14 protein-coding genes are annotated in these 16,774 nt (G+C 72.7%); 2 read left to right on the top strand and 12 right to left on the bottom strand.

Annotation, left to right across the window (positions count from 1 at the left end; translation table 11 throughout):
• Positions 1 to 369: 369 nt before the first annotated feature.
• The 7 genes from pheA to ACFWEE_RS00695 form a co-directional block, all read right to left on the bottom strand.
• Entirely contained in the window at positions 370 to 1,305 is a 936-nt protein-coding gene (gene pheA / locus ACFWEE_RS00725; protein ID WP_386885164.1) for a prephenate dehydratase, read from the bottom strand.
• A 53-nt stretch (positions 1,306 to 1,358) separates the two neighbouring features.
• Entirely contained in the window at positions 1,359 to 2,600 is a 1,242-nt protein-coding gene (gene efeB / locus ACFWEE_RS00720; protein WP_386885413.1) for an iron uptake transporter deferrochelatase/peroxidase subunit, read from the bottom strand.
• A 95-nt stretch (positions 2,601 to 2,695) separates the two neighbouring features.
• Positions 2,696 to 4,732, bottom strand: coding sequence for a copper resistance CopC/CopD family protein (locus ACFWEE_RS00715; RefSeq protein WP_386885163.1), 2,037 nt, complete (start codon positions 4,730 to 4,732; stop codon positions 2,696 to 2,698).
• A 14-nt stretch (positions 4,733 to 4,746) separates the two neighbouring features.
• Positions 4,747 to 5,193: a copper chaperone PCu(A)C gene (locus tag ACFWEE_RS00710; RefSeq protein ID WP_386885162.1), complete on the bottom strand. Its 447-nt coding sequence runs from the start codon at positions 5,191 to 5,193 to the stop codon at positions 4,747 to 4,749.
• Positions 5,190 to 5,846: an SCO family protein gene (locus ACFWEE_RS00705; protein WP_386885161.1), complete on the bottom strand. Its 657-nt coding sequence runs from the start codon at positions 5,844 to 5,846 to the stop codon at positions 5,190 to 5,192. The genes ACFWEE_RS00710 and ACFWEE_RS00705 overlap by 4 nt, the downstream gene beginning before the upstream one ends.
• A gap of 115 nt (positions 5,847 to 5,961) precedes the next feature.
• A complete protein-coding gene (locus ACFWEE_RS00700) occupies positions 5,962 to 6,708 on the bottom strand; it encodes a YcnI family protein (protein ID WP_386885159.1) in 747 nt (248 codons plus the stop codon).
• 109 nt (positions 6,709 to 6,817) lie between these two features.
• Positions 6,818 to 7,651 carry a hypothetical protein gene (locus tag ACFWEE_RS00695; protein WP_386885157.1) on the bottom strand — a complete coding sequence of 278 codons (834 nt, stop codon included), beginning with the start codon at positions 7,649 to 7,651 and terminating at the stop codon, positions 6,818 to 6,820.
• Positions 7,652 to 7,955: 304 nt separating this feature from the next.
• Here ACFWEE_RS00695 and ACFWEE_RS00690 point away from each other — a divergent pair, with 304 nt between their 5' ends.
• A complete protein-coding gene (locus tag ACFWEE_RS00690; protein ID WP_386885155.1) occupies positions 7,956 to 8,513 on the top strand; it encodes an ATP-binding protein in 558 nt (185 codons plus the stop codon).
• A gap of 37 nt (positions 8,514 to 8,550) precedes the next feature.
• Here the strand turns inward: ACFWEE_RS00690 and ACFWEE_RS00685 are convergent, their stop codons facing one another.
• Together ACFWEE_RS00685 and ACFWEE_RS00680 are read right to left on the bottom strand one after the other, a co-directional pair.
• A complete protein-coding gene (locus ACFWEE_RS00685) occupies positions 8,551 to 10,038 on the bottom strand; it encodes an aminopeptidase P family protein (protein WP_386885153.1) in 1,488 nt (495 codons plus the stop codon).
• A gap of 198 nt (positions 10,039 to 10,236) precedes the next feature.
• Positions 10,237 to 11,727 carry a PP2C family protein-serine/threonine phosphatase gene (locus tag ACFWEE_RS00680; protein ID WP_386885151.1) on the bottom strand — a complete coding sequence of 497 codons (1,491 nt, stop codon included), beginning with the start codon at positions 11,725 to 11,727 and terminating at the stop codon, positions 10,237 to 10,239.
• 694 nt (positions 11,728 to 12,421) lie between these two features.
• Here ACFWEE_RS00680 and ACFWEE_RS00675 point away from each other — a divergent pair.
• Positions 12,422 to 13,087, top strand: a complete 666-nt coding sequence (locus ACFWEE_RS00675; protein ID WP_386885149.1) for a bifunctional DNA primase/polymerase — start codon at positions 12,422 to 12,424, stop codon at positions 13,085 to 13,087.
• 925 nt (positions 13,088 to 14,012) lie between these two features.
• Here the strand turns inward: ACFWEE_RS00675 and ACFWEE_RS00670 are convergent.
• The 3 genes from ACFWEE_RS00670 to ACFWEE_RS00660 all read right to left on the bottom strand — a co-directional run bounded on the left by ACFWEE_RS00670 (position 14,013) and on the right by ACFWEE_RS00660 (position 16,721).
• Positions 14,013 to 14,981 carry a DUF5926 family protein gene (locus ACFWEE_RS00670; RefSeq protein WP_386885148.1) on the bottom strand — a complete coding sequence of 323 codons (969 nt, stop codon included), beginning with the start codon at positions 14,979 to 14,981 and terminating at the stop codon, positions 14,013 to 14,015.
• Between the two features lie 201 nt (positions 14,982 to 15,182).
• Positions 15,183 to 15,836, bottom strand: a complete 654-nt coding sequence (locus tag ACFWEE_RS00665) for an ATP-binding protein (protein ID WP_386885147.1) — start codon at positions 15,834 to 15,836, stop codon at positions 15,183 to 15,185.
• 57 nt (positions 15,837 to 15,893) lie between these two features.
• Positions 15,894 to 16,721 (bottom strand): glycerophosphodiester phosphodiesterase, encoded by an 828-nt coding sequence (locus ACFWEE_RS00660; RefSeq protein ID WP_386885145.1) that lies wholly within the window; start codon positions 16,719 to 16,721, stop codon positions 15,894 to 15,896.
• Between the last annotated feature and the right edge of the window lie 53 nt (positions 16,722 to 16,774).

Here is a 16,774-nt window from a genome sequence, read left to right as displayed (position 1 = left end):
AACTGTGGATGCGCGAGGTCGACCATCAAGGAGGGGTTCCGGTGGTCCTTGGGCTCATGGATTCATCGTTCAAACCGCCTTTCGGGCACTCATTCGAGTGGTAATTCGTCATTCTGTGTCGTTGATCAAGGTAATTGGGCTGAACGGGCTAGATGAGGATCATGGGGAGCCCTGGGAGGCTTCGCGGCCCCATGAGATCACCTGGGGTGATTTGTCGATGATGTCGAGCGCCGGTGTCGACTTGTCCCCAGGTTGGGACAGGCCCCTGTGGATAACCCTGTGGGTAAACGACCATCGGTCGACGTGCCCGCGCAGATGTGCAGGTCCCGCCCGTCGCTCCGCCCGTCGCTCCGCCCGTCGCTCCGCGCGTCAGACGCGCCCGTCCTGGCTGCGGGCCAGCCAGTCCGAGGCGGCGGCGAAGTCCGGGTCCGAGGTGCCCACGCGCAGCGGGGCCACGTCCTCCGGGCCTACTCCGGCCCGGGGATAGGAGCCGAGGAAGCGCAGGTTCGGGCAGATGCGCTTCAGCCCCATCAGCGCCTCGCCCACCCGCCGGTCCGAGATGTGTCCCTCCGCGTCCACCGCGAAGCAGTAGTCGCCGATGCCCTTGCCGGTCGGGCGGGACTGGATCAGCATCAGGTTCACCCCGCGCACCGCGAACTCCTGGAGCAGTTCGAGCAGGGCGCCCGGACGGTCCTCGCCCAGCCAGAGCACCACCGAGGTCTTGTCGGCACCGGTCGGCGCGGCGGGCCGGGCCGGGCGGCCGACGAGGACGAAGCGGGTCTGCGCGTTCACCGCGTCGTGGATCTCGGTGGCGAGCGGTTCGAGCCCGTAGGTCGCCGCCGCGAACTCCCCGGCGAAGGCGGCGTCGTACTGTCCGTCCCGGACCAGCCGGGCACCGTCCGCGTTGGACGCGGCCGACTCCCACACGGCCTGCGGGAGGTGGGCGGCCAGCCAGTTGCGCACCTGTGGCTGCGCGGCCGGGTGCGCGGTGACGGATTTGATGTCCTCCAGCCGGGTACCGGGCCGCACTAGCAGCGCGAACGAGATGGAGAGCAGGACCTCGCGGTAGATCATCAGCGGCGCCCCCACCGCCAGCTCGTCGAGGGTCGCGGTGATCCCGCCCTCGACCGAGTTCTCGATCGGTACGAGGGCGGCGGCGGCCTCCCCGTTCCGTACCGCGTCCAGCGCCGCGGGTACGGAGACCATGGGGGCGAGTTCGCGGGTGGCGGCTTCCGGGAGCGTACGGAGTGCCACCTCGGTGAAGGTGCCCTCGGGGCCGAGATAGGCGTAACGCGTGGCGGACATACGGTCACTCTAGGCCGTGTCCGGCGGACCCTCGCCGGACCGGCCCGGGACGGTCAGGACTCCAGCAGCCGCTGCCCCACGTACTCCCCCTCCGCGGCGCCCCCCGGCACCGCGAAGACCCCGCTCGCCTCGTGCCGGATGAACGGCGAGAGCGCGTCCCCCCGGTCGAGCTTCCGCTGCACCGGCACGAAGCCCCGGAACGGGTCCGCCTGCCAGCACACGAAGAGCAGCCCCGCGTCCGGTGTCCCGTCCGGGGCGATGCCGTCGTGGTACGAGAACGGGCGCCGCAGCATCGCCGCCCCGCCGTTCTTCTCCGGTGAGGAGATCCGGGCGTGGGCGTTGGACGGGATCACCGGCGTGCCGTCCGCACCGAGCTTGTCCAGGTCCATCGCGGTGGTCTCGTCGCCGCCGCTGAGCGGGGCGCCCGTGTCCTTGCGCCGGCCGATGACCCGCTCCTGGCGCGCGACGGAAAGCTTCTCCCAGTCGTCCAGCAGCATCCGGATGCGGCGGACCACCGCGTAGGAGCCGCCCGCGAGCCAGTCCTGCGTCGGGTCCCCGGCGGCGGAGCCCGAGGGCTCGGGCACGAAGATCCGGGTGTCGAAGTCGCCGTCGGTGGGCTTGGGGTTGTTGGTCCCGTCCACCTGGCCCATCAGGTTGCGGGCCGTCATGGGGCGGGCGGTCGCCCCCGGCGTGCGGTTGAAGCCGTTCATCTGCCAGCGCACCCGCGCGGCCGACCCTGCGGCCCGCTGGACCGCGCGGAGGGCATGGAAGGCCACGAGCGCGTCGTCGGCGCCGATCTGCACCCAGAGGTCGCCGTTCGACCGCCCGGAGTCGAGGTGGTCGGAGGAGAACGCGGGGAGCGGGTCGAGTCCGGCCGGCCGCCGGTCCCGCAGCCCGGTCCGGTCGAAGAAGGTCCGGCCGAACCCGAAGGTGAGCGTCAGCGAGGACGGCCCGGCGTCCAGCGCGATGCCGGTGTCGCCCCCGGAACCGGCCGGGCGGCCCGCCATCAGCTCCGCGGCCAGTACCGACCAGCGCCGCATCAGCGCGACCGCCTCGGTACGCCCGGCGCCCGCCGCGAGGTCGAAGGCGACGAGATGCCCACGGGCCTGGAGCGGAGTGGTGATCCCCGGTTGATGTTTCCCGTGAAACATCGCCTCGGTCGAGCCGATCGAGGCGAGTTCCGCGGGGGCCTCGGGCCGCGTCGCGGCGTACCCGGTGGCACCGCCCGCCGCGCCCAGCACCAGACCGGCGGCACCGGCCGCCCCGGCGCCCCCGAGCAGCTTCCGCCGGGACACCCCGCCCGGGGCGGCGCTCGGGCCGGCTCCCTCGGCGGCGGCCCCGGCAGGCTCCCGGGGGCTCTGCACGTTCGTGTTGCGCTTGCTCACGCGGGTCAGCCGATCTTCACGTTCTTGGTGACGGTGGTCTCGTCGATGTCCGAGGTGCGGACGGTGACCGCGAGCTTCCACTCGCCCGCCATCGGGATCTGTACGCCGCTCGCGGCCCAGTGGCCCTCGGCGAGCCGGTCCGGGACGACCGGCAGGGGGCCGATGTCCTTCGCCTCCAGCGTCAGCGCGATCCGCACCTCGGGTACGTCCAGCGCCGTGCCCTTGCCGTCCTCCACCCACAGGTGCAGGTCGTTGGAGCCGGTACGGCCGGGAGAGAGGTCCAGCTGGACCTCTCCCTTGCCGTTGAGGCCGCCGGTGTCGAAGGGCAGGCTCACGGTGACCGGCTGGGCGACGGCCGGAGCGGCGACGGTGTTGGTGCGCGCCGCCTCCTCCTCCGTACGGCCCGGCTCGGTCGAGGAGAGGATGGTGGTCACGGCCAGCAGGATCACGGCGATGCCGGTCTCCACCAGGACCGAGCGGCGCAGCCCCGAGCGGGTGGGGTCGGCGTCGCGCGCCTTCCGCTCCTGCGTCGCCGTCAGCGCGGCCCGCTGGCGCGCGAGTTGAGCGGCCCGCCCGGGGTCAGTGACGGGCTCCTCGGCAGAAGCCGTGACAGGGTCCGCGACGGGGTCCGCCCCGGCGGCCGATTCGGCGACCGCCACCGGCACCGGGCCGGCCGCCGCCTCCACGGAGGCTGCCTGTCCGGGCACCGCCACCGGGCCGGCCGCCGCCTCCACGGGCGCCGCCTGACCGGGCACCGCCACCGGCTCCCCGCCCGGGAGCCGGCCGGTCCAGCGCCGGGAGATCCAGGCGACGCCCACGAGGACCGCGACCAGCCCGACCTTGACCAGCAGCAGCCGGCCGTACGCGGTCCCGGTCAGGGCCGACCAGGAGCCGATCTGGCGCCAGGACTGGTAGAGCCCCGTCGCGGCGAGCACCACCACGCTGGCGAACGCCGTGCGGGAGAACCGGCGTACGGCGGCGGCGGGCAGCTCCGGAACGCGGTACAGGGCGGTCAACAGGGCCGCCAGACCGCCCAGCCAGGCCGCGACCGCCAGCAGGTGCGCCATGTCGACCGGCATGGCGATGCCCGGCTGGAGACCGACGGAGGCGTGTTCGGCGAGCGACCAGGTTCCCGCGATACCGGTGGCGACGACCGCACCGCCGAGCGCGAGGCCGAAGGTGAGGTCCTTGTGCTCCTTCTCGTCCTCGCGCCGGGGGTACGTACCGAACAGCACGGCGACGAAGAGCGCGGAGGCGCCCAGCAGGAGCAGCCGGGAGACCAGCGCGGCGCCCGGCTTGGTGTCCAGCGACGCCTGGAGGCCGGAGAGGTCGAAGGCGTCGGCGAGCTTCCCGCTGCCGGTGTACGGGTACCGCAGCACCAGCATCACCAGGGTGGAAGCGGTGAGGGTGAGCCAGCCGGCGAGCACGAGCCGTTGCAGCGGGCGGGCCGACGCGCCGCCCCGCCAGCACCCGAGGACGAACGCGGAGCCGCCCGCGAGCAGGATGAACCCGGCGTACGCGGCGTAGCGCGCGATGCCGTAGAGCGTGCCCACCACACCGCCGCCCGCCGCTTGGGCGGGCAGTGCGACGGTGGTGGTGGACGGTGCGCCGATGGAGAAGGTGAAGGCGCCCGAGACCGGGTGGCTGTCGGCGGAGACCGCCTGCCAGGCCACCGTGTAGGTGCCGTCGGGAAGCCCGGAGTGGAGGGCGACGGCGTACCGGGCGGCCTTGCCCTCGCCCACCGCGCGGGGTTCACCGGTGTCGGCCCGTTCGCCGGACGGGTCGAGCACCCGGATCGCGTCGTCGCTCAGCGAGACGGACTCGGAGAAGGAGAGGGTGACGTCTCGGGGTGCGGCGTCGACCACCGCCCCGTCCTGCGGGTCGCTTCCCGTGAGGGCGGCGTGCGCGGACGCGGGGGACGCGCCCGCCAGCATCAGGCCGAGGAACAGGCCGATCAGCGTGGCGAGGAGCGCGGACGCGGTGAGCGGCCGGCCGGTCGGGACAGGCCGGAGACGACGTGCGCGCGGGGCGGTGGCTGTCATGGTGGATCAGTCCCTCACTGCTTCGCCGGGTTGTAGGTCGTCGACTCGACGGGAAGCTCGACCGTGATGGGGCCGGTCTTCTCGAAGTGCAGTTCCACGGAGATCTTCTGCCCCCGCTTCGGCTGCCGCTTGAGTTCGCTGAACATGATGTGGCTGCCGCCGCGTTCGAGGTCCAGCTCGCCGCGGGCGGGCACCTCGAAGGAAGAGACCATCCGCATGGCCTGCCCCTCGGTCTCGTGGATCGTGACGTGGTCGGAGATCGGGCTGGTCACGGAGGTCAGCCGGTCGGTCGCCCCGCCCTTGTTCTCCACGACGAGGAACGCCGCCGCGATGTCGCTGACGGGCTGCGGCATGAAGGCCCCGACGACCTTCAGCTCGGGGGAGCTGCCGGCGGAGCACCCGGCGAGGGTCAGGCCCGTGACGAGGGCCAGACCGCCGGCGAGGGCCGCCCGGCCTGTCACGGGTTCGCCCCCTCGATGAGCTTGGGAAGGTCCGCGGTGTAGTCGTCGGCGGTGGTGTCCTCGCTGTAGATGACGTATCCGGCGTCGGTCTTCGGGGAGAACGCCATGACCTGGGCGCCGTGCATGGAGACGACGGTGCCGTCCTTCTCCGTCGTCGCCGGGTCGATGCCGATGCCCATCGACCGGGCGCCCGCCTGGATGGTCTTGAAGTCGCCGGTGAGACCGATGAAGTCGGGGTCCTGGGCCTTGAGCCAGGCGCCCAGTGAGGCCGGGGTGTCCCGCTCGGGGTCGGTGGTGATGAAGACGACCTTGAGTTCGGCCTGCTCGGCGGCGGGCAGCGCGCGCTTGGCGAGCGCGATGTTGCTCATGGTCAGCGGGCAGACGTCGGGGCAGTTGGTGTAGCCGTAGTAGATGAGCGTCGGCTTGCCCTTGGTCTCCTCGCGGAGGTCGTACGTCTTGCCGTGGGTGTCCGTCAGGACGAGGTCCGGCTTGGTGAACGGCTGGTCGAGGACGGTGGCGGCCTTGGTGGTGGTGGACGTGGAGACGTCGGCCACCGGCTTGGCCGCGGAGTCGTCGGACGAGCCGCAGGCGGTCAGGGCCAGAGCCGCGGCTGCGGCGAACGCGACGGCCGTCGCCAGTTTCTTGGTGCGCATGGAGGATGTGTTCCTGGTCTGTGGTGCGGTGGGTGGCCCGGGGCGTTCCGGACCGGGCCGGGCGCGTGTGCACCCGGCCCGGCCCGGCGCGGCCGGGACGTGGGGCCTGGTCGGGTCAGACGGTACGACGGCGGGCGAGGACGCCGAACGCGACGCCCGCGATGCCGATGACGATGCCGACCACGCCGAGGACCCGCGCGGTGCTGTCGCTCGACGAGCCGGAGTCCTCGGCCGCCTCGGTGGTGTGGCCGGCCGCTTCGGTGCCGGTGCTCTTGCCGTCGGCGGAGGCGGAGGCGGAAGCGGCGGCGCCGTGGGTGTCCGCCGCCGCGTCGGTCAGGGTCAGGACCGGCGCCGGGTTGTCGGGCTCCTCGCCGCTCGCCGGGGTCTCCTCGATCCAGCGGACGATCTCCTTGTTGCTGTACGTCTGGAGCGCCTTGAAGACGAGCTGGTCGGTGTCGTCGGGGAGCTGGCCCACCGAGAGCGGGAACTGCTGGAAGTACCCGGGCTTGATCGCGCCGGAGGCGTCGGCGGTCCAGGTGACCTTGGAGACGGCCTCGGTGACCTTCTTGCCGTGGACGTCGAGCGGTTCGGCGAGCGTGGCCTTGGTGACGTCGATCTTCCAGCCCGGCACGGCCTGCGGGCTGACCGAGGAGAGCGGGTGGTCCGTGGGGAAGCTGACTTCGAGCTTCACCGTCGAGGCGTTGTCGCGCTCGTTGGGGACCTTGAAGTTGATGGTGGCGTAACCGCCCTTGGCCGCCTCGCCCTGGGGCTGCACGCTGACGTGCGCGGAGGCGGGACCGGCGAGCAGCAGAACGGTGGTCGCGGCGATGCCGCCCGCGACGGCGATACGGGAAACGTTCATGGCAGTGATCACTCCACGGAGCGCAGGAAGGTGGTCCGGCGCGCGGGTGCGCGACGGCATCGCGACACCGCCCTCCCACGCCGCGTACGGCACGGGGGAGGAGGTCGCGTCAGGCTGCGAGGGCGTACGCGGCGGGGGGCCCGCGCCTGATCACCAGATGCTGGAGCGGATCGCCGGTCGCCGGGAGCGGGGCGTCGGCGGGGGTACGGGCCGGGCGCGGCCCGGCCGTCGGGGCGCCCGGGAGCCCCGCGCTCAGTACCCGTACGAGTGCGAGCGCGGCCCGCAGCGAGCGCAGCCGCGCGGCGGCGGCGAGTTCCCGGCCGCCGTGCGCGGAGAGCCGCGCGAGCGCGAACAGCGCGATCTCGCCCCTGCGCAGCAGCCATCCCGTGACGAGAGCGGCCAGCAGGTGGCCGAGGAGCATGGGCAGCCCGGGCAGCAAACCCGCCGTGCCGCCCGGCGAGGCCGCGGCGGCGAGGTGGACGTGGGCGCCGGTCACGGTCGCCGGGTCGACACCCGCCTCGGTGACGATGCGGTGGGCCTGGGCGACGCTGATCGAGCCGGGGGTGTCCCCGCAGACCAGAGAGGCGGCGAACCGGACGAGCGGCGCGTCCCCGGGGGCGGGGGCCGGGGAGGCGGAGGCCGCCCCCATGGCGGCGGCCGTCATGGGGTGGGCGAGCCCGAAGAGCGTGTGCAGCGCGAGCTGTCCGCCGGCCAGGACCGCCGCGATCGACGGCAGGGCGCGTTCGCGTCCGGCGAGCGGGGTCACCACCGCCAGCACGAGGAGGAACCCGCAGAGCAACGCCCACCAGGGCACGGCCGAGGCCGAGGCGAGGCCGTGTCCCGCCGCGGACAGCACGACGCAGACCGCGGCGAACACCGAGGCCCTCAGGAGCCGCAGACCGGCTCCGGCGCGTGTGACGGACCGTGCGTCAGGCGTAGACATGGCCGGGCCATCATCGCACTGCGCCCCCGCCCGTGGGGCGGCAGGTCCGGAAGGTCATCTTCCGTACGGTTCTGGGTGCGTTGTGCGGGAAGCGGAACGGTTGCGCGGGGTGCAGAACGTGACGGGTGTGACGGTCGTTGTAGCTGGTGACAGCGGTGACTCGGGCCCGAGGGTCCGGGTATACACCGGCAAGCGGAATATTCGCGTCCGCCGAATGAGGGCCATCACGGCGGAACTGTGCTTACGGGGTGCCCTCCACGGCAATACGTATCGGTATGTCGAGCCGCAGCCAGGAGGCTGGAGCATGAGCATGTGGTGGTCACTCCATTTGCGGCGCGAAGCCGCGAGCGTTCCGCTCGCCCGTCGATTTCTCCTCGGCAGCATGGAGACGGCGGGAGTGGATCCGGACATCTCCTACGACCTGTCGGTGGCGCTCACCGAGGCCTGTGCCAACGCCGTGGAACACGGCGGGGGCCCTGCCGCCGACCAGGGCGACCACGGGGGCACCGCCCCCGGCCGTGCCGGTCAGGACCGGCATGTGGGCGCCTGTGGTCAGTACCGGGTCACCGCGTACCTGGACGGCGAGACGTGCCGTATCGAGGTCGCGGACTCCGGACCGGGCTTTCCCGCCCGGCGGACCCTTCGCCCCGCAGCACATCCTTCCGATACCCGCGGCGCACCGGCGACGATGCCGGACTGCGCCGCCGACCCGTGGGACATGGCCGAGAGCGGCCGTGGCCTCGGACTCATCGAACAGCTCGCCGACCACGTCCACATCGGCAACCGGCCGGGACGCGGCACCGTGGTGAGCTTCGACAAGACCCTGAAATGGCGCGAGGGCGCGCTGCTCATGGTTTCCTGAGCGGCGCGCCCCCGGCGCTGTTCCCGTGCGGCGGGCGTCAGCCCTTGAGACCGGCGATCCAGGCCTCGACCTCGCCGGAGCTGCGCGGCAGCTTGTCGGAGAGGTTCCGGTTGCCGTCCTCGGTGACGAGGATGTCGTCCTCGATCCGGACGCCGATGCCGCGGTACTCCTCCGGCACGGTCAGGTCGTCGGCCTGGAAGTACAGACCCGGCTCCACCGTCAGGCACATGCCCGGCTCCAGCGTGCCGTTGACGTACGTCTCGGTGCGCGCGGCGGCGCAGTCGTGGACGTCCATGCCGAGCATGTGACCGGTGCCGTGCAGGGTCCAGCGGCGCTGGAGGCCCAGCTCCAGGACCTTCTCGACGGTGAGGTCGCCGAGCAGGCCCCACGCGACGAGGTGCTCGGCGAGCACGCGCTGCGCGGCGTCGTGGAAGTCGCGGAAGTCGGCGCCGGGCTTCACGGCGGCGATGCCCGCCTCCTGCGCCGCGTACACCGCGTCGTAGATCTTGCGCTGGAGCGGCGAGAAGGTGCCGTTGATCGGCAGGGTCCGCGTCACGTCGGCGGTGTAGAGGTCGTTGGTCTCCACGCCGGCGTCGAGCAGCAGCAGTTCGCCGGCGCGGACGGCGCCGTCGTTGCGGACCCAGTGCAGCGTGGTGGCGTGCGGGCCGGCGGCGCAGATGGAGCCGTAGCCGATGTCGTTGCCCTCGACGCGGGCGCGCAGGAAGAACGTGCCCTCGATGTAGCGCTCGCTCGTCGCCTCGGCCTTGTCGAGGACCTTCACGACGTCCTCGAAGCCGCGCGCGGTGATGTCGCACGCCTTCTGGAGTTCGGCGATCTCGAAGGCGTCCTTCACCAGGCGCGCCTCGGAGAGGTACACCCGCAGTTCCTCGTCGCGCTCGGCGGTGACCTTGTCGGTCAGGGCCGCCTCGATGCCGGCGTCGTAACCGCGGACGGCGCGGACCGGGCCGGTGGCCTCCTTCAGCGCGGCGGCGAGTCCGCGGACGTCCTGGGCGGGGATGCCCAGGACCTGCTCGGCCTCGGCGAGGGAGTGGCGGCGGCCGACCCACAGCTCGCCCTGGCCGTCGAGCCAGAACTCGCCGTTCTCGCGGTCGGAGCGCGGCAGCAGGTAGACGGTCGCGTCGTGGCCGTTCCCGTCCGCCTTCGGCTCCAGGACGAGGACGCCGTCCTGGGTCTGGTCGCCGGTGAGGTAGGCGTACTCGGAGGCGGCGCGGAACGCGTACTCCGTGTCGTTGGCGCGGGTCTTCAGGTGGCCCGCGGGGACGACGAGGCGCTCGCCCGGGAAGCGCGCGGAGAGCGCGGCGCGGCGGTCGGCGGTGTGGGCGGCCTGCGGCAGCGGCGCGAGGCCGTGCAGCTCGGTGTCGGCCCAGCCCGACTTCATGTTGTCGGCGAGCTCGTCGGAGACGGCGGGGTACAGGCCGTTCTTCCGGGTCTTGATCGGCTCGTTCTCTTCGGCCGCTTCGGTCGCTTCGGTTTCCGGGGTCTCCGGGGTGCGCTCGTCGGACACGGTTCGTCTCTCCTTGCTACGACACTGGGCCCCACCATCGTACGGGCGTACGGAAGGGGGCCCAGGGCCGAAGGGCCTCTTACCGAAGGGCTGCGGGCCGGGCCGGGACAACGCGGCTGATCTGCGCGGATGCCGGAAGCGGAGGAAATGCCTCCGGGCACAGTGCCCGCTGCCCCAGTGGGTGGGAGCGCCGGGCGGTCAGTCGAAGCGCACCGCGAGGAGGACCACGTCGTCCGTGCGGTCCGCGGGGGTGCTTCCGTTCCCGGGCAGCAGGGTGCGCAGGACGTGGTCGGCGACCGCCTGCGGGTCGTGGCGGGCGGCCCGGGGCACCCCGGCGGCGGCGGCGTGCAGCCGCGAGAACGCCCGGTCCGTCGAGTCGCCGGTGCGGCGCAGCAGCCCGTCGGTGTAGAGAAGAACGGTTTCGCCCGATTCGGCGGTGAACTCCACGCTCGGCGCCTCCCAGCAGGCGAGCATGGAGAGCGGGGCGGAGACGGTGGTCTCGACGAAGGCGGTGCGCCGGTCGCCGACCACGAGCGGCGGGGCGTGTCCGGCCCCGGCCAGCACGATCCGGCGCAGTGCCGGTTCGCAGTAGGCGAAGAGCGCGGTCGCGGTGCGGGCGGGCTCGGTGAGCCGGAGCAGCAGTTCCAGGTCGGAGAGGACGGCGACGGGGTCCTCGCCCTCCATGACGGCGTATGCGCGCAGCCCGGAGCGGAGCCGTCCCATCGTGGCCGTCGCGGCGGGGCCGGAGCCGCCGGCGGAGCCCACGGAGAGGCCGAGCGCCCCGTCCGGGAGCGGCAGGGCGTCGTACCAGTCGCCGCCACCGTCCGGTGCGCGGTGGTGGCGGGCGGCCAGGCGTACGCCGGGGATGCGCGGGAGCCGGCTCGGCAGGAGTTCCTCGGCGACGACCGCCAGGTCGGACCGGGCGCGCTCGAGTTCGAGGAGACGGGCCAGGTGCTCGGCGGCGTAGCGCGCGTACAGCCCGGCCAGGTGCCGCTGCCGTTCCAGGGGTTCGGCCGGTTCGTCGTAGATCCAGACGGCCGCGCCGAGCAGGGCGCCGGACCGGGTGGCGAGGGGGAGGGCGTAGCTGGCGGCGTAGCCGAGTCGTTCGGCGACCTCGCGGTGCCGGGGGTCGAGGCCCGCTTCGGCGAGGAGGTCCGGGTTGCTCACCGGTGCGGTGGTGGCGGGCGGGCCGTCGAGGATCCGGCCGTGCGGGGTGGCGGCGCGCGGGACGGTCTCGATGGCGCCGAGGTCGGCGTGGCCGAGGCCCAGGCCGATGGTGGTGCGTGGGCCTCGGCCGTCGGTGGGTTCGAGGGCCAGGAGGCCGCGGCGCGCTCCGACGAGGGCGGCTCCGGCGCTCAGCAGCTCCGGGAGCGCGCTGTCGAGCGTGTGCGTCGCGGCGAGGCGTTCGGTGAGCTCGTGGAGGGTGGTGAGGTCCGAGACCCATCCGGCCAGTCGGTCCTGGAGGAACGCGCCCGGTGCGGGCGGCACGGTGGTCAGCGGCTCCGGAGTGTGCGTTGAAACCGGAACGGTTGGATTGATTCCAGCCACTTTTGGCAGGTGTCGGGCGCTCATGGCCTCCGGCTTTCCGACCGGCGAGTTCCGTCGAATAGCATCGCAAACCCCCCTGTCATTCTGCGCCACTATCAAGGCATCCACATGTACACGTACAAGTAAGCCGATGTCCAGCATTGTCCTTGCGAGACTCCTGGTGTCCACGGACACTTAAGTTGGCCGAAAAGTGGAGCGGGCGACAGGTATTTGCGGTCGACTGGACGGGCTCGACGGGCAGTGCCCGGTGGGGTGTTGTGCGGGGTGGAGCGTCATTCCGGTCGTGCGGGGTACGTAGTCGTTGAAGCGCGGGGCAGTTGGGGCCGCCCCGGAACCCGGCGGCGGGAGCGGACGTCCTTGTCCGTGACGCCCGGCCCGCGGGACAGACCTCAGGAGCAGCGGAACCTCGCTCGGGGCGGCACGTGCGAGGCATGAGTTCCGTGTTCCGCCGCGGCCGGTCCGCACGGGGCGGCCCGGCTCTCGACCGTTCGACTCCGCACGGCCGTTCGACTCAGGCTCGGTCCGGTTCGACCCGTCTTCGCTCCGTCGCGCGCGGCCCGGCTCCGTCCGGTGCTCCACGCGTCCCGTGAAGCGGCCCGAAGAGCACGCGCAGTCACGCACGGTCGCCAACCCGCACCGTGATGTACGCGGCAGTCATGCACGCAGCAGTGATGTACGCACTGTTCTACGCAGTGATCCATGCAGTGATCCATGCAGGGATCCAGGCAGTGTTCTACGCAGTGTTTTACGCACAGTCAGAGTCGCCGACGCGAAGCAGTGCGATGCGCGGGCGGTGACGTGGACCTCGGCGTTCAACGGAAAGGAACGAGCGCCCATGCGCGAGATCCCCGGAAGGCGACGCGGGAACCCGTTCCGGCGCGGGGACGGCACCGCCCGGCTCGATGCGGCGCTGACCTGCGCCACCGGCTGGCAGTGGCCGGTACTCCCCGGTGTGGGGCTGTCCGTCGCCCGGAGCGGCTGCGCCTGCCCCGACCCCGAGTGCGTGGTACCCGGCGCGCACCCCTTCGATCCCGGACTGCTCGCGGCCACCACGGACGCCCGGATGGTGCGCTGGTGGTGGACCGGGCGCCCCGCCGCACCGGTGCTGCTGGCCACCGGCGGCCGTGCGCCGTGCGCCGTGAGCCTGCCGGCGGAGAGCGGCGCGCAGGCCCTCGCGGTGCTGGACGCGCGGGGCATGCGGCTCGGGCCGGTGATCGCGACGCCGACCCGGTGGGCGCTGCTGGTCCGCCCTTACACCCTGGAGCGCCTGGGCGAGCTGCTGCACGCCCAGGAGTGGGTGCCCAGTTCGCTGCGCTTCCACGGGGAGGGCGGCTACCTGGTGGTGCCGCCCGCGGGGAAGGGCGACGGCCCGGTGCGCTGGGAGCGGGCCCCGTTGACGAAGCGCGCCGCGCCCTGGCTGCCGGACGTCGGCACGGTCCTGGACGCGCTCGTGGAGGCCAGTACGGGGGCGCCGGGCGGCGGGAGCAGGCTGGCCTACTGAGGGCGGGCGGCCGTGTCGTTCCGTCCGGCGCGGGAATCCCGGGCGAACCGGCTATTTCCCGACTTTCCCGATGGGGGAGTTCCGGCCGCCTCCTGCGCAGAGCATCACGCAGTGCATTCGGCGGGCCTTCGGAAACGGCGATTCCGGAACGGGAAGGGGAGGGGCGGAGCGTGCGAATCGATGACCGGATTTCGAACCTGACCGCCTTTCTGTAATACCTTCCTTCGGCGTTCCTGAATATCTGTCGAATAAGAAATGCGGCATCGGACTTCCGTCCGTATCTCCGGTCCTTCGCGCGCCCTTCGGGGTCCCGGACGTCCGGTGGGCGCACAGGGGCCGCACAGCCGGGACACAACTGCCGTGTGCGGTACGCCGGGTGAGGCGCCGTTCGTCGTGGGGGGCGGGTGGTGCGGGCGGGACGGGAGCGGGCGCCGGAGCGCGGGGTGCTCCTGGGGCGTACGCACCTGACGCCCCGGCGGCCGGGTTGCCGGGGCGGCGTCTTCGCGCGCGCGACCTCGGGCGTGCGGGGCGCGACGGGAGTACGGGGGCAGGGTGCGGGCGCCACGCCTTACGCCGGCAAGCGTCCGTCGGGCGGGGCGGGTTGAGGCGCGGTCGCCGTACGGGCGTGGTGGCGCGGGGTGCCGGTCGGTCGCCGTGCAGGGGGCCGGGCGGGTGGATGCGAGGGGCTCGGGGCCCTCGTCCGCGGGGCGGCGGGCCGCTCACGGCTTCGCCGCGGGCCGGGCCGTACCCGGAATTGAGACGCCCGATCGCTGGCGACGGGGGATGCACCAGCGACCGGGCTTTCAGAACCGTAACAAGAGATCTGCCGTTCGCAAATTCGATCTCGCCTATGAGGGCGGGGATTTACTCGTCGGCACGCCCTGTTGTGACGCGAGTCACCGATCGGACCCGCGGTCCGTCACTGTCAGCTGAGCGTCACTTGGCGGTTGGTGAGCCCGCCGCGCGCCCGGCGCTCCTCGGCGGTCAGCGGGGCGTCGGAGGCCAGCGCCCCGGAGAGCCGCTCGGCGAACTCGGCCGCCGGCTTCTCGCACTCCTCGGCGGTCATGGCGCTCGGCAGGTCCCACACCGGGACGACGAGACCGTGCGCACGGAACGAGCCGACCAGCCGTGTGCCCTCGCCGAGCGAGGAGGTGCCGGCGGCGTGCAGCCGGGCGAGCGCGTCGAGGAGCTTCTCCTCGGGGTGCGGCATGACCCAGCGCAGGTGGTTCTTCTCCGGGGTCTCGCACCAGTACGCGGCGTCGACGGAGGAGAGCAGCGAGGTCGGGATCGCCGCGTCGTTGGCGCGCTCCAGGGAAGCGGTCACCTCGGCCGTGGCGTTCTCCGCGTCCGGCACCCAGAACTCGAAGCCCGAGTGGACGACGGGCTCGAACGGCGCGTCGGCGGCGAGCAGGTCCTGCAGGCGCGGACCGTCCGCGGCGACCCGGCGGGCGGCGATCGGCGTACCGGGCGCGGCTTCCAGCGCCTGCTGGAGGGCGTCGGCCAGACCGCGGCTCAGGTCGCCGGAGGAGGTGTCGTTCTGCAGGGCGAGCAGGACGGAACCGTCGTCGCGGCGCAGCGCCGGCCAGGCCATCGGCAGCACCGTCGCGAGCGTGACGGACGGGACGCCCTCGGGCAGTCCGTCCTTCAGCGTCAGCGGGACGGTCGCGGCGGGCACGAGTTCGCGCAGCGCGACCCAGTCGCACTCCCCGGGCAGTCCCTCGAACGGACGCTGGACGAGCTCGGTCACCGCGTGCGCGGCGGTGCGTCCGTGACACGCCTTGTACCGGCGTCCCGAACCGCAGGGGCAGGGCTCGCGGGCCCCGACGACGGGGATCTCCCCGTCCTTCACCTGCGGCTTCGCGGCCTTGGTCGTCTGAGGGCGCTTCTTGGCCATGGTCGGCATTCTCCCGGTTGCGACGGTGCGGTCTGAGGCGCGAGCCTAGTGCCTCGCCCGCTTCCGACCCGACCGCCGACCGCGACCCGACCGTGCCCCAGCCGTGCCCGGGGTGCAGCCTCGCGCCGCACAGATGTGCCGTACGGATGATGTGTCGTACGGAGTCGTACGGAACTGTCGTACGGACCCTTCGTGCGGCTCCTAGGCCGTCAGCCCGTCGAGGTCCAGCCCGTCGAAACCGTCGAACCCCGGCAGCGCGCGGAACCCGGTGAGACCGTCCAGGCCTTCCAGCCCGTCGAACCGTTCCTCCTGCGCCGCCACCAGCGCCCAGACCGTGACCTCGCCCGGGGCGTCGTCCCTGACGCCCCACTTCTCGGAGAGGGCACTGATGATGTTCAGCCCGCGTCCGCCCCGGGCCGTCACCGAGGGGGTGGAGGGGATGGGCCGCGTCGGCCCGCCTCCGTCCGTGACCTCCACGGTCAGGCCGCCCCGGCGGTCCACGTGCCACGCGGCGCGGACGTCGCCGTCACCGACGTCCACGTGCTGTCCCAGCGGCCTGCCGTGCCGGCAGGCGTTGCTGAGGAGTTCGGAAAGGATCAGGACCGCGTCGTCGACGACCGTGTCCGAGACCCCGTTGTCCCGCAGTTGCGCGCGCATGCGGTGCCGCGCCTGCCTCACGCCCGCAGGGCCGTGAGGAACGGCCATGCTCGACGACGTGGGCACTTCTTGTGCCACCACCAACGTCACCCCCGAGACCTCCTTCGCCCCACGCCACGAAGGGGATGCCCCTCTGAGCTGCGCCGGAAACCGGTCAAAGCATCTCTGGTGACGCACTCGTAACGGGCCCGCACGCATCGAATGCGCCGGTGCACTCCCTGTGACGGGTCCGGGAGGGGGTCGGGGCGACCCGCCCTACGGGCGTCCGAGCTGGGAAAGCACCCGTTTCGGCCGGTTGGTGATGATCGCCTCGACCCCCAGTTCGGCGCAGAGGGCCACGTCCTCCGGCTCGTTCACGGTCCAGACGTGCACCTGGTGCCCGGCGCGGTGCAGCCGGCGGACGTAGTCGGGATGGTTGCGTACGATCCGCATCCCCGGCCCGGCGATCCGCGTGCCGACGGGCAGCCGTCCGTCCCGCAGGCGGGGGGTGAGGAACTGCATCAGGTAGACGGTGGGCAGGGTGGGGGCCGCGGTGCGGACCCGGTGCAGGGAGCGGGCGGAGAAGCTCATGACGCGGACCGGCGAGGGGCCTTCGGCCGGCGGGGCGTCGAGGCCGAACTCCTTGAGCAGGCGCAGCAGCCGCTCCTCGACCTGTCCGGCCCACCGGGTGGGGTGCTTGGTCTCGATGGCGAGCTGGACCGGCCGGCCCGCCGCCCGTACCTCGGTGACCAGCTCCAGCAGGCGTTCCAGGGTGAGTACGGAGGTGAGCTCGCCGGGTACCGGGTCCCAGTCGGGGGACTCCTCGCGGTCCTTCCAGGAGCCGAAGTCGAGCGCGGCGAGCTCGGAGAGTTCGAGTGCGGAGACCGCGCCCCGCCCGTTGGAGGTGCGGTTGACCCTTCGGTCGTGCACGCAGACGAGCTGTCCGTCGGCGGTGAGCCGGACGTCGCACTCCAGCGCGTCCGCGCCGTCCTCGATGGCTTTCCGGTACGCGGCCAGGGTGTGTTCGGGGGCGTCGTCGGAGGCCCCTCGATGGGCCACGACCTGGATGGGAGACGGGCTGGAGGACTGGTGCGCTTCGGTCACCGCGTCATGGTGTCACCGCGACGCGACGGCCGTGCGTTCCTTGTGCCGGGAGC

It is taken from the genome of Streptomyces sp. NPDC060184 (assembly GCF_042728795.1).
GTDB lineage: Bacteria > Actinomycetota > Actinomycetes > Streptomycetales > Streptomycetaceae > Streptomyces.
The sequence above is the reverse complement of the archived record's forward strand: the minus strand, read 5'-3'. Positions and strand labels throughout refer to the sequence as shown.